General features: G+C 72.0%; 9 protein-coding genes and 1 pseudogene. 2 read left to right on the top strand and 8 right to left on the bottom strand.

What is annotated here, in order from left to right; genetic code table 11:
- Positions 1-787 precede the first annotated feature (787 nt).
- The 3 genes and pseudogenes from C5507_RS23485 to C5507_RS07075 form a co-directional block, all read right to left on the bottom strand.
- A pseudogene (locus C5507_RS23485) lies at positions 788-981 on the bottom strand (transposase); the annotation flags it as partial.
- A gap of 18 nt (positions 982-999) precedes the next feature.
- Complete coding sequence (locus tag C5507_RS07080) at positions 1,000-1,809, bottom strand: carbon-nitrogen hydrolase family protein (protein WP_104527826.1); 810 nt, start codon at positions 1,807-1,809, stop codon at positions 1,000-1,002.
- A gap of 11 nt (positions 1,810-1,820) precedes the next feature.
- Positions 1,821-3,512, bottom strand: a complete 1,692-nt coding sequence (locus C5507_RS07075; RefSeq protein WP_104527825.1) for a flavin monoamine oxidase family protein — start codon at positions 3,510-3,512, stop codon at positions 1,821-1,823.
- Positions 3,513-3,941: 429 nt separating this feature from the next.
- Here C5507_RS07075 and C5507_RS07070 point away from each other — a divergent pair, with 429 nt between their 5' ends.
- Positions 3,942-5,471, top strand: coding sequence for a M20/M25/M40 family metallo-hydrolase (locus tag C5507_RS07070; RefSeq protein ID WP_207225663.1), 1,530 nt, complete (start codon positions 3,942-3,944; stop codon positions 5,469-5,471).
- Positions 5,472-5,701: 230 nt separating this feature from the next.
- Here C5507_RS07070 and C5507_RS07065 read toward each other — a convergent pair whose 3' ends face one another.
- Genes C5507_RS07065 through C5507_RS07055 form a run of 3 tightly spaced genes read right to left on the bottom strand, consistent with a single transcriptional unit; the run spans position 5,702 to position 8,460 of the window.
- Complete coding sequence (locus C5507_RS07065; RefSeq protein ID WP_104527823.1) at positions 5,702-6,823, bottom strand: aromatic ring-hydroxylating oxygenase subunit alpha; 1,122 nt, start codon at positions 6,821-6,823, stop codon at positions 5,702-5,704.
- Positions 6,824-6,862: 39 nt separating this feature from the next.
- Positions 6,863-8,047: an NAD(P)/FAD-dependent oxidoreductase gene (locus C5507_RS07060; protein WP_104527822.1), complete on the bottom strand. Its 1,185-nt coding sequence runs from the start codon at positions 8,045-8,047 to the stop codon at positions 6,863-6,865.
- Entirely contained in the window at positions 8,044-8,460 is a 417-nt protein-coding gene (locus tag C5507_RS07055) for a bifunctional 3-phenylpropionate/cinnamic acid dioxygenase ferredoxin subunit (protein WP_104527821.1), read from the bottom strand. The genes C5507_RS07060 and C5507_RS07055 overlap by 4 nt, the downstream gene beginning before the upstream one ends.
- A 257-nt stretch (positions 8,461-8,717) precedes the next feature.
- Here C5507_RS07055 and C5507_RS07050 point away from each other — a divergent pair, with 257 nt between their 5' ends.
- Positions 8,718-10,319: a BCCT family transporter gene (locus tag C5507_RS07050; RefSeq protein WP_242610953.1), complete on the top strand. Its 1,602-nt coding sequence runs from the start codon at positions 8,718-8,720 to the stop codon at positions 10,317-10,319.
- 141 nt (positions 10,320-10,460) lie between these two features.
- Here C5507_RS07050 and C5507_RS07045 read toward each other — a convergent pair whose 3' ends face one another.
- Positions 10,461-11,255 carry an IclR family transcriptional regulator gene (locus C5507_RS07045; protein WP_104527819.1) on the bottom strand — a complete coding sequence of 265 codons (795 nt, stop codon included), beginning with the start codon at positions 11,253-11,255 and terminating at the stop codon, positions 10,461-10,463.
- Between the two features lie 318 nt (positions 11,256-11,573).
- On the bottom strand, positions 11,574-12,422 hold the full coding sequence (purU, locus tag C5507_RS07040) for a formyltetrahydrofolate deformylase (RefSeq protein WP_104527818.1): 849 nt from the start codon (positions 12,420-12,422) through the stop codon (positions 11,574-11,576).
- Positions 12,423-12,431: the final 9 nt, after the last annotated feature.

Below are 12,431 nucleotides of genomic sequence, written 5' to 3'. Positions count from 1 at the left end.
TCCCCGCGGGTGAACCGCCATCCGCGGGGACGGACGGGCGCCCTGAGCCCCACCCGGGCCGATCGAGCCGTGACTTCCCGCCGGTTCGGGGAGCCGGCCGAGCAGCCGCCGGCCGACCTGCTCCAGGGGGCCGGAAGGGGGCGCGGCGAGCCGCCCCGCAGCTGGTTCTCGCGCCGTGCATCGACATGTCGTCGATCTCGTCGTCGCCACCCTCGAGTTCATCAGGAGGCCAGGTCGCTGCGGCCGCCGACGTGCACGTAGCCGCAGAGGATGCCGGTGAGGACGCCTGAAGCCACGCGTCTGGCGACGACGTGACGACGTCCAGCCCGCCCGCGATTGCGGTGGTCACCTGGACCTCGATCGATGACCTCCTCCCCTACGACCTGCTCAGGTGCACCCACTGCGGACCCTCGCGCCAGTGCGCGGCGCAGCGGGCCGGCGGTACCCGAAGAGTCATGCGTGGACCCGATGGCGCAGTCCCTCCTGGGCAACGCGACAGGCGGCGGAGGTCAGGCGCGTACGGACTCTTCCCGGGGCTGCCAGTCCACTCGGGGGCTACAGGGCTGCGCTGGGCGGGAGGTCGGCGTGCAGGAGGGCGTAGAGGACGCCTGCGCAGGTTCGCCACCGATCAACCCCGGCGGAGGAGACGGCATGGCGACGAGTGGACGGAGCTCGACCTCGGTGGGGGCGGGAAGCCCGGTGGGGACTGCCGCACGGGTCGGTGACAGGTCGGGGCAGGCAGCCTGAGCGGCCAGTGTGGGCACGATGCTCTCGTATCGGATGGGCGGCAGGTCGCGACCACGGTGATCAGCGCGCGTTCGGCCCGCCGGCGGCGTTAAGACAGCCAGTCGCGAAGCAGCTGCCCGACCGAAGCTTGGGAATCGCCACCTCCAGGGGGCCGCGGGGGTCCACCTCCCGGTGCCGGTAGCCGTTGCGCACATCGGTCCGCGCCTCGGGGCGACGGCGGCCGGGGTCGGCTCCTTCGTGCCAGGGCGGGGCTCAGGGCGGCGGCGCGCCCTCGGCCAGCGACCGGTACAGCCCGGGCCGCCGGTCCCGCAGGTAGGTGGTGTCCCGGCGGGACGCCGCCAGGGCGTCGCGGTCGAGGTCGGCCACGAGCAGCTCCTCGCCGCGGCCGGCCCGCGCCAGGTCCCTGCCGTCGGGTCCCACGACGCAGCTGAGCCCGCCGTACTCCAGACCCGCCTCCGTGCCGGAGTAGTTGGCGTACGCGACGTACAGCTGGTTCTCGTAGGCCCGCGCCGGCACCAGCGTGGTGGCCACCACGTCGTAGGCGACCATGTTCGCCGTCGGCGCCAGGACGACGTCGACGCCCGCCAGCGCGAGCGCACGAGCGGTCTCCGGGAACTCCACGTCGTAGCAGATCAGCAGCCCGCACCTCCAGCCGGCGATCTCGACCACCGGGGAGTCGTCGTCGGACGGGGAGAACTGCGACCGGTCGAGCTCGCCGAACAGGTGCGTCTTCCGGTACCCGGCCAGCGGTGCCCCGTCGGCACCCACGAGCTGGACGGAGTTGTAGACCGCGTCCGACACGCGCTCCGGATAGCCGTAGAGGACGGCGACGCCGGTCGACCGGGCCAGGTCGGAGACCGCCCGCGTCCACGCGCCGTCCCGCGGCTGGGCCAGGCGGCCCACCGCCTCCGGGCCGATGGCGTACCCGGTCAGGAACATCTCCGGGGTGAGCAGGAGGTCCGCGCCGCGGTCCCGCGCCGCGGCCAGGGCATCGGCCAGGCGGGCCAGGTTCCCGTCGGCGTCCAGCGACCGGGACCCGCACTGGGCGAGGGCGATGCGCATGTCCGCCGCGCCTAGTCCGGCAGCACGAGCGGGCCGAGCTCGGCGAACACGTCACCGGGGCCGGGGTTGTCCGCGGAGGTGCCGCCGCCGAAGTGCCGCATGATGCCCCAGACCGCATTGAGCGACGTCTGCACGGCGCCTTCCACCCAGGCCGGGGTCCAGGACACGTCGTCACCGGCCAGGAAGATCCCGCGCTCCCCGGCGGGCAGCGCGTCCTGGACGAAGTGTGCGTACATCCGCTGGTTGTACCGGTAGTGCCCGGGCAGGGCGCCCTTGAAGGCGCCGAGGAAGTGCTCGTCGGCCTCCCACGAGACGGTGATCGGGTCGCCGATGATGTGCTGCGCGATGTCCACGTCGGGATAGATCTTCTTCAGCGCCCCGAGCGCCAGCCGGACCCGCTGGTCCACCGGGTACGGCAGCATCTTCATGGCGTCGCTCATCCAGGAGTACGTCAGGCAGATGACGCCGGGCTGGTCGTCGCCGTGGTCGAACAGGTAGGTGCCCCGGGTCAGCCGGTCGGTGAGCGTCATGCTCATGACGTCGCGGCCGGTCTCCGGGTCCTTGTCCTTCCAGAACGGCCGGTCGACCATCACGAAGGTCTTGGACGACTGCATGTAGCGGGTCCGGTCCAGGGCGGTCCACATCTTCTGCGAGAAGAGGCTCTCGTCGCAGTCGATCTGCGTGGTCAGCAGCCAGCTCTGGCAGGTCACGAGCACCGCCGGGTAGCGCGCGGTGTGACCCCAGGCGTCGGTGACGGCGAAGCTCCCGTCGTCGTCCCGGGCGATGGCGGCGACGCCGGCCCGCGTCCCGCCGTGGTGCAGCTTCGCGAGCGTCGTCCCGGCCGGCCAGTGGGCGAGCTGGTCGGGCGCGTGGTTCCACAGCCCCCAGGGCACCTGCTCCACGCCGCCGACGACGAAGCGCTGGTCCTCGTCGCAGTTGGTCATCACGACCCGGAAGATCTCCAGCATCGAGTTCGGGAAGTCGGAGTCCCAGCCGCCGGTGCCGAAGCCGACCTGACCGAAGACCTCGCGGTGGTGGAAGGAGAGCTTCGAGAAGGCCTCGGAGCTGGCGACGAAGTCGTAGAAGGTGCGGTCGTCCCACAGCGGGACGAGCTCGTCCCACAGCGACTTCAGCCTGGTGACGTCGCGGGCGCGGATCGCGTCCTGGATGTCGGAGAAGCCGACCGTGTCCAGGGCATCAGCCCAGGCCGACGCGACCTCCCGGAACAGCGGCGGGAGCGCCTCGGTGGACTCGGCGTAGTGGGTCTCGCCCTCGATGTCGATGACCGTGCTCCCGGACGCCGGCGTCAGCGGGTTGGGAAAGGGCCTGGTGTCCAGGCCGAGCAGGTCGACGTAGCGGTAGAAGGCCGTCGACGACACCGGGAAGCGCATGCCGCCCAGTTCGGCGACGATCTCGGCGGGGGCGCCCTCGAAGTGCGCCGACCGGAGCCGGCCGCCGATCTGCGAGGCCTCGTAGAGGACCGGCTTGAGCCCGAGCTTCATCAGCTCGTACGCCGCGACCAGGCCCGAGATCCCCGCCCCGACGACGGCCACCTCCTCGCCGTGCCGCTCGGGCGGGATCGCCCCGAGACCGGACGGATGGGTGATCCAGTCGTCGAACGCGAAGGGGAAGTCCGGGCCGAAGATGGTGACCGGAGGGCGGTCCCCGTCCTGGGCGGCCGTGGAACCCGGACCGATGGTCATGCCTCGTCCTCTCCCTCGCGCGCTGCCCGTGGGACCGGGCGGCTCTGCTCGCTCGCCGAGCCCGGGAACCGGCCTCCCGGCAGAGCCCGGGCGTCCGGGATGTGATGGTGCCATCCCCGGCGGAACCCGCGGGCGCACCGCGCTGCACGGACGACGAAGGCCCCCGACCGACGTCTTCGCTGGTCAAGGGCCTGAGCCTGCTCCGATCGGAGTCTTGGCGCACTCGTCCCCCTGCCCGGCACGGGCACGGAACCCGTGCCGCCCATTGGACGGGCCGCTGCGCCGGAGGGGCCGAGCCGCCTGCGTCGCGACGGGACCGAGTGACGTATTGACGGGTGGTCGTCCCGTAACGGAAGGTACATGCGTTGTGGCGTACATCACCTCGACAGCCGCAATCCCTTCGCTCCTCAACAGGAAGAGGTTCCCCCCGTGCGACAGCACTTCCGGCGTGGACTCGTGCCACCGGTCCTCCTGGCACTCGCCTCACCAGCTCTCCTCGCCTCGCCCGCCGGAGCCGCGGTCGACACCGACACCACCGCGTTTCGCGAGGCGGTCACCGTCGCCGGCATTGTGGAGCACCTCGACGCCTTCCAGGCCATCGCAGCCGCCAACGACGGCCACCGCGCGAGCGGGAGCACCGGCTACGACGCGTCCGGCGCGTACGTGATCGAACGGCTGGGGGCGGCCGGATACCAGGTGGACGTGCAGACCTTCCAGTTCCCGTACTTCGAGGAGCTGGCGCCGACGACGTTGAGCCGGACGGCTCCGACCGCGAAGGCCTACACCGACGGCGTCGACTTCGCGATCATGGAGTACTCGGGCTCGGGTGTCAGCGATGCCGCGGTCCAGCCCGTCGACGTGCAGCTGCCACCGGGCGCCGCCGCGAACAGCTCGACCTCCGGCTGCGAGGCGAGCGACTTCACCGACGCCGGGTTCGTCGAAGGGAACGTCGCACTGCTCCAGCGCGGCACCTGCCCATTCGGCGTCAAGGCGGAGAACGCCGAGGCCGCCGGCGCGTCCGCGGTCATCATCTTCAACGAGGGCCAGGAGGGCCGCACCGAGGTCGTGAACGGCACCCTGGGCGGTCCGGGCGCCGGCATCCCGGTCGTCGGCACGACCTACGCCGTCGGTGCGGAGCTCGCCGCCGCCGGAACACGGGTCAGCATCACCGCCAGCACCCAATCGGAGACCCGGACGACCCAGAACTACCTCGCACAGACCCCCACCGGCCGCACCGACCGGGTCGTCGTCGTCGGCGCCCACTTGGACTCGGTCCCCGAGGGCGCCGGGATCAACGACAACGGCAGCGGCTCGGCCACGGTCCTCGAGATCGCCGAGACCATGGCGGCCGAGGGCATCGAGCCCAGGAACGCCGTCCGCTTCGCCTTCTGGGGAGCGGAGGAGTCCGGGCTGCTGGGCGCGGAGTACTACGTGTCGCAGCTGACCGCGCGGGAGAAGAAGGACATCGCGCTCAACCTCAACTTCGACATGCTCGGCAGCCCGAACTACGTCCGTTTCGTCTACGACGGCGACGGCTCGGACACGCCCGTCGCCGGTCCCAACGGCAGCGGCACCATCGAGCAGGTCTTCCTCGACCACTTCGCGGCGGAAGACTTGGCCACCGAGCCGACCGCCTTCGACGGCCGGTCGGACTACGGGCCGTTCATCGCCGCCGGCATTCCGGCGGGGGGGCTCTTCTCGGGCGCGGAAGGCGTGAAGACCGACGAGCAGGCCGTCGTCTACGGCGGCACGGCCGGGTTGGCCTACGACCCGTGCTACCACGCGGAGTGTGACGACCGGGACAACGTCAGCACGGCCGCGCTCGACGAGCTGGGCGACGCGGCGGCGCACGCCACGCTCGTCTTCGCCCAGACGTCGTCTGCGGTGAACGGCACCGGCAAGGCGTCGGGCACCGCGGGCGGCCGCGGGGATCACCTGGGCCACGCGCTGCAGCGCTGACTGTCGCGGGGAGGGCGCTGGCCACGGCCCGGCACCCTCCCCGTGACCCTCCGTCTCCGGCCCGGCGCGCCCGGGGCCACCTCGGCCGGCGGCGCTTTGCCGGTGTCGACCGCGTCGCCCGGCTCGTCGTACTGCTCGGCCGATCCCCGGACGTCCTCGCGCGGCACGCGACGAGACCCGGGCCCCCAGTCGGGGGTCCGGGTCTCGTCGCGTCCGGGACGGTCGGCGGGTCAGCCGGAGATCCGCGCGCTCACCCATTCGTGGAAGGCGCTGATGTGGTGCTCCGACGGCACCAGCACCCCGCCCCTCGCGTACGCCCGCGAGGACATGGCCGGCTGGGTCCGCTCGCAGGCCTCGAAGTCCTGCTCGTTGACGCGGTGGAAGAGCTCCACGGACCGCGAGACGTCCTTGCCGGACTCCACCACCTCCTTGGTGTACAGCCAGTCGCAGACGACGACGGTGCGGTCCTCCGCGAGCGGGAACATGCGGTGGAAGATCACGTGGTCGGGCACCAGGTTGATGAACACGCTCGGCTTGACCGTGAGCGCGTAGTAGCGCCGGTCCTGGTCGTCCGCGACGCCCGGCAGCTTGTCGAAGCCCTCGCTGCCGTCGACGGTGAAGCCCTTGACGTCGTCGCCGAACTCCGCGCCGTGCCCCACGTAGTACTGGGCGGCGTACCCGTCGGCGAACTCCGGGAGCACCTCGGTCAGCTCCGGGTGGATCGTCGCGCAGTGGTAGCACTCCATGAAGTTCTCGACGATGAGCTTCCAGTTCGCCTTGACGTCGTAGGTGATGCGCCGGCCCACCTCGAGCGTGTCCAGGTCGTAGCGGTCGATCGACTCGAGGTCGCCCAGGCGCTCCACGACGGCGCCCATCACGTCCTCCTCGAACGACGGGGGCTCGTCGGCGAGGCAGACCCACGCGTAGCCCAGCCACTCCCGCAGGTGCACCGGCACCAGTCCGTACTGGACGCGGTCGACGTCCGGCATGCTCGTCAGGTTCGGAGCGGCGATCAGCTTGCCCGACAGGTCGTAGGTCCAGGCGTGGTACGGGCACTGGAAGGCGCGCTTGACCTCGCCGGAGTCCTCGGTGCAGATCTGCGCCCCCCGGTGCCGGCAGATGTTGAGGAAGGCGCGCAGCCCGCCGTCCCGGCCGCGCACGACCAGCACGCTCTCCCGACCGATCTGGACCTTCTCGAACTTCCCCGGCGTGGGCAGGTCGGCCGCACGGACGGCGCAGAACCACATCTGCTCGAAGATCCTCGACTGCTCGAGGCCGAAGACGTTGCGATCGGTGTAGTGCTGGCCGGGCAGCGTCGGGATGAGGCTGGCGGGCAGGTCGGTCGTGGTCACGTGACACCTCGGGGTTGCGTCGGACGAGGGAGGGACGGGCTAGGCACGGACGGCTTGCTGGATGGCCGGCGCGGCGAGGACGCGGCGCCACTTGGTGAAGGACCGCCCTCGCTCGAGGGCGACGACCCCGACGGGCAGCCCCTCCCGGCGATAGGTGGCCAGGAAGTCCAGGTCGAGGGGATCGCCCTCCTCCACCACGAGCTCGTCGTCGGCGCGGCGGCGACCGGTGAACTGCAGGCGGAGCCCGAACTGGTCGGACCAGAAGTAGGGCGGCCGGACGGGCGCCGGCGTGGAGCAGCCGAGCAGCGAGCCGACCGCCACGGCCGCGCGCTCGCGGGCGGCGGTCCAGTGCTCCTCGCGGCGGAAGTCGGCGTCCTCGACGTCGTACCAGGCCGAGCAGTCCCCCACCGCCACGACCCCCGGGATGCTGCTGACCCCGGCGCCGTCGCACAGCACGCCGCGCCGGTCCACCCGAACGCCGGACCCGTGCAGCCACTCGACCGCCGGCCGCACACCCATGGCGAGCAGGACGAGGTCGGCCGGGAGCCGGAGCCCGCCGTGCAGCTGCACACCCTCGGCGCGGCCCGCTCCGGGGCCGACCAGACCCTCGACCCGCGCGCCGCCGAGCAGGCGCACACCGTTGCGCTCGTGCAGGGCCGTCACGACCCCGGCGACGTCGAGCCCCAGGGCTTCGGTCATCGGTGCGGCCTGGGGGTCCACGACGGTGACGTCGATGCCCAACGCCCGTGCGGTCGAGGCGACCTCGAGCCCGATGAGCCCGGCGCCCACGACGACCAGCCGCCGACCGGGGAGCAGTTGCTCGCGCAGGGCCAGGGCGTCCCGCAGCGTCCGGAGGACGTGGACGTTGTCGTACCGTTCCGAGCCGGGCAGCCGGCACGGCAGCGCCCCGGTGGCCAGGACGACGCCATCCGCCTGGACCGCACTGCCGTCGCCGAGGCGGACGGTGCGGGCCGAGGGGTCGAGGCACACGGCGGGGCTGCCCAGCCGCCACTCCAGGCCCAGGTCCTCACCCTCGGCCTCGAGGGTCAGGTCCGGCTCCTCCAGGCGGCCGGCGAGGAAGTCCTTGGACAGCGGCGGGCGGTCGTAGGGGCGGTGCGGCTCCCCGCCGACCACGACGACCCGGCCCTCGAACCCCTGCCGGCGCAACGCGCGGACGGCGCTCAGCCCCGCCAGGGAGGCGCCGACGACAGCGACCGTCCTCATGCCAGGCCCTGCGTCGAGGGGGCAGAGCCGCCCGTCGGCGCCCCGACGCCGGGCGGCAGGTTGGGTGCCGCCTCGGAGAGGGTGATGTAGACGTCGTCGCCCTCGACCGACACCTCATGGGTGCGCACCGGCTTCTTGGCCGGAGGAGCGTCCACGGCACCGGTGCGGAGATCGAACCGGGAGGCGTGCAGCGGGCACTCCACCTCGCATCCCTCCAGCCAGCCGTCGGCCAGCGAGGCGTCCTGGTGGGTGCACGTGTCGTCGATGGCGTAGACGTCCCCGTCGTCGGTGTGGAAGACGGCGACCGGGGGGTCCAGCTCGACGCGACGGCCCTCACCCGGGGCCAGCTCGCTCAACGCGCAGACCCGCACTCGTCGTCCATCGGGTGCGCTATGCGAAACATCCGCCGTCATACGCAACATGCTGACAGCGTTCCTGCGAGTGTGTCAATGGTCACGTCCCGAGTTCGAATCGTTGATCTCTCGGCACTTCTGGTGGAAGCGGAACGTGACCATTGACACAGGCGCCGGACAGCTGTTTCGTATCGCGCACCGCAGCGTGACACGCGCAACGTCTAGGGAGAGGCGCCATGACCCACGCGACACAGCACCACGATCGAGGACCGACCGATGGCCCACCGGCCACCGAGGCACCACGGACGGACCGGACCGTGTTCGGCGTCTCCCTGGCGCTGATCCTCGTCTTCGTGCTCTGGGGGGTCGTCGCCGGCGACCACCTCGGCGAGACGGTCGGCACCGCCTTCAGCGCCGTGATCGACAACACGGGCTGGATCTTCGTCCTCGCCAGCACGGCCTTCGTCCTGCTGGCCGGCGTCCTGGCGGTGTCCCGCTACGGCCGCATCCGGCTGGGCAAGGACGACGAGCGGCCGGAGTTCAGCACCGGATCGTGGCTCTCCATGCTGTTCGCCGCCGGGATGGGGATCGGACTGGTGTTCTGGGGCGTCGCCGAGCCGCTCTACCACCTCACCGACGCGCCGCTGGGGCTCCAGGAGGGCGGCACCCCCGAAGCCGCTCGGCTGGGCCTGCAGTACTCGGTGTTCCACTGGGGCCTGCACCCCTGGGCCATGTACGCCGTGATCGGCATGGCGCTGGCCTACGGCGTGTTCCGGAAGGGCCGCCCCAGCCTGGTCAGCTCCGCCGTCGTCCCGCTGGTGGGCGAGCACCGGACGGGGATCCGGCGCGCGGTCGACATCCTGGCGATCTTCGCGACCGTCTTCGGCGCGGCGACGTCGCTCGGCCTCGGCGCGATGCAGATCAACAGCGGGCTGGCGACCTCCTTCGGCGTCCCGGAGAACGTCGGCGTCGCCCTGGCCGTGATCGGTGGGCTCACGCTGCTGTACGTCCTGTCGGCGGTGAGCGGCGTGCACCGGGGAATCAGGCTGGTCAGCAACACCAACGTGGTCCTCGCGGCACTGCTCGCCGCCTTCGTGTTCGTCCTCGGACCGACCACGCACATCTTCAACACCATCACCGACGTGACCGGGGACTACCTCGCCGGCCTGCCGTCGATGAGCTTCGTCTCGGGAGCCTGGGGCGGCCAGGAATGGCTGTCGGGCTGGACGCTCTTCTACTGGGCCTGGTGGATCTCCTGGACGCCGTTCGTGGGCACCTTCATCGCCCGCATCTCACGCGGGCGCACGATCCGGCAGTTCGTCACCTTCGTGATGATCGTCCCGACCCTGGTCAGCATCGTCTGGTTCGCCGTGCTCGGCGGCACCGCCACCCACTTCGAGCTCACCGGCCAGGCCGAGCTGAGCCAGTCCCTCGCCGACAGCGGTGCCAGCGGCGCACTGTTCGCACTCCTGGCCGAGTTCCCGCTGCCCGTGGTCACCGCGGTGCTCGTCATGGCGCTCATCACGCTGTTCTTCGTCAGCAGCGCCGATTCGGCCTCCCTGGTGCTCGGCATGCTCTCCCAGCGGGGCACCACCTCGCCGAGCCGCGCCGTGGTGATCCTGTGGGGCGTCGCCATCGCCGGTGTCGCCGCGGCGCTCACCCTCGCCGGGGGTCTCAGCGCGATGCAGTCGGCCACCATCCTGGTGGCCACCGTGTTCGTGCTGGTCCTCATCGCGATCTCCGTGAACCTGGTGCTGGAACTGCGGCGGGAGCCCTACGCCTCGACGCTCGATCCGCAGATCCGCAGGGCGGTTCTCGCGCACTCCGCGGAGATGGCACGCAAGGGGACGGCAGTGCCCGGACCCCAGGCGTCGGCGACGGATTCCAGCACCGCCCCCGAGCCGGCCGGGCAGCAGTAGGAGCGGCGGAGGGCTCGGGGCGCCGGCGCTGCCGGACGCCCCGGGTCCTCCGCCGGCGGTGTCGAGAGCGCAGGCTCGTGGACCGGGCGTCTCCAGCACTCTCCCGTGCCCCGACGCCGACCGATGTCCCCGGTAGCAGCTCTAGCGAGGGAAGAACCCCAACCTGCGGCTGAGCGCATCGGCCGCAGCCACGACCTGCGAGGACACGACGTCGAAGGACTCCCGGGTCAGCCGGAAGGCGGGGCCGGACGCACTGACCGCCGCGACCACGCGGCTCTCGGCATCCCGTACGGGCGCGGCCACCGCGTTGAGACCCATCTCGTACTCCTCCGCCGTCGCGGCCCAACCGCGGCGCCGGGTCTCGGCGAGCTCCCGCTCGAGCGCCTCGGGGGTGGTGAGGGTCGCGTCGGTGAAGCGCGGCAGATCTCCGCCCAGGAGCTTCTTGCGCAGCGGCTCGGGGGCGAAGGCCAGCAGCACCTTGCCGCTGGAGGTGGCGTGCAGCGGCGTCGCTTGACCCACCCAGTTGTAGGAGGTGATCGCTCCGGATCCCCGGGCCTGGCTGATGTTGACCACCCGGTCCCCGTCGAGGATCGCGATGTTGACCGTCTCACCCAGGTCCACGGCCAGTTCCTCGCACGTCCGGCGGCCCTCGCGGGTCAGATCCAGCTGCGCGGCGGTCACGCCGGCGAGCCGGACGATGCCGAAACCCAGTCGATACTTGCCCCGCTCGGCCAGCTGCTCCACGAACTCACGGCTCTCCAGGACGGCGACGAGCCGGAACGCGGTGGACTTGTGCACGCCGAGCTCGGCCGCGATCTCGGTGACACCGGCCTCCCCACGCGAGCCGAGGATCTCGAGGACGGCGAGCGCGCGGTCCACCGACTGCACCAGCGCTGCCGGCGCGCGCTCGGCTGCGCGGTTCTCCTCGACACCCATGCGCCCAGCCTAGGGACCTGTGCCACGCACCCGGCCACAGGTCACCCGGCACCCACCCCGGTGGGGTGGCACCGGTGCGCCATGGGCCCTGGCGGGCCGGCGCATGGAGAGCGCGTCCTGACCAGCACCCCGTCCGGGCGCCTGCGGAACGTCCGTTCCGTGGAGGGCCAGACGGCGGCGGCGGCGGGGCCCCGCCCGGGCCCGCCGCCGGTCGGCGGTGTCCGGCGGAGGAACGGTGGCGCGCGCCGCACCGCGTCGCCCCTCAGGGGCGCCGAACCGGATCACCCGGGGACCGGGCGGCCGGGAGGACGCCGGTGCTCATCGGAAGACCACGGTGCTCGACCCGTTGAGCAGCACCCGGCGCTCGCAGTGCCAGCGCACCGCCCGGGACAGGGCCAGCGCCTCGGCGTCCCGGCCGACCGTCGCCAGCGCCCGCGGGTCGTGGGTGTGGTCGATCCGGATGACCTCCTGCTCGATGATCGGCCCCTCGTCCAGGTCGGGCGTGACGTAGTGGGCGGTCGCGCCCACCAGCTTCACGCCGCGGTCGAACGCCTGGTGGTAGGGCTTGGCGCCCTTGAAGCCGGGGAGGAAGGAGTGGTGGATGTTGATGGCCCGCCCGTGCAGCGCCCGACAGGCCGCGTCGGACAGCACCTGCATGTAGCGGGCCAGGACGACCAGGTCGGCACCGCACGCGTCGACCAGTTCCAGCAGCCGGGCCTCGGCAGCGGCCTTCGTGGCCGGGGTGACCGGGACGTGGAAGAACGGCAGCCCGGCGGCCTCCGCCATGGGGCGGAGGTCCTCGTGGTTGGAGACCACGGCGACCAGCTCCCCGCCCAGGCTCCCGGCGCGCCAGCGGAACACCAGGTCGTTGAGGCAGTGCCCCAGCGTGGAGACCATCATCAGGATCCGCAGCGGCTGCGCGCCCGTGACCGAGTACGTCATGCCGAACTGGTCGGCCACGGGGGCGAACGCGGTGTGCAACTGCTCGGGGTCGGTTCCCTCGGCGCCGACGAAGGCCGTGCGGAGGAACAGCTGACCGCGCACCGCGTCGTCGAACTGCTGGTGCTCGACGATGTCGTAGCCCTGCTCGAAGAGGAAGCTGCTCACCGCTCGCACGATGCCCGGTCGCTCCGGGCAGCTCAGCGTGAGCGTGCAGGTGTGGGACATCGGTGCCTC

The sequence above is a fragment of the Blastococcus saxobsidens genome, from assembly GCF_002938435.1.
Classification (GTDB): Bacteria; Actinomycetota; Actinomycetes; order Mycobacteriales; family Geodermatophilaceae; genus Blastococcus; species Blastococcus saxobsidens.
This window is presented reverse-complemented; position numbering and strand designations above follow the sequence as displayed.

What these genes read in the sequence shown, in the direction of transcription:
- C5507_RS07080 (WP_104527826.1), bottom strand. Translation starts at nt 1,809, where the DNA reads ATGCGCATCGCCCTCGCCCAGTGCGGGTCCCGGTCGCTGGACGCCGAC.
- C5507_RS07075 (WP_104527825.1), bottom strand. Translation starts at nt 3,512, where the DNA reads ATGACCATCGGTCCGGGTTCCACGGCCGCCCAGGACGGGGACCGCCCT.
- C5507_RS07060 (WP_104527822.1), bottom strand. Translation starts at nt 8,047, where the DNA reads ATGAGGACGGTCGCTGTCGTCGGCGCCTCCCTGGCGGGGCTGAGCGCC.
- C5507_RS07055 (WP_104527821.1), bottom strand. Translation starts at nt 8,460, where the DNA reads ATGACGGCGGATGTTTCGCATAGCGCACCCGATGGACGACGAGTGCGG.
- C5507_RS07045 (WP_104527819.1), bottom strand. Translation starts at nt 11,255, where the DNA reads ATGGGTGTCGAGGAGAACCGCGCAGCCGAGCGCGCGCCGGCAGCGCTG.
- purU (WP_104527818.1), bottom strand. Translation starts at nt 12,422, where the DNA reads ATGTCCCACACCTGCACGCTCACGCTGAGCTGCCCGGAGCGACCGGGC.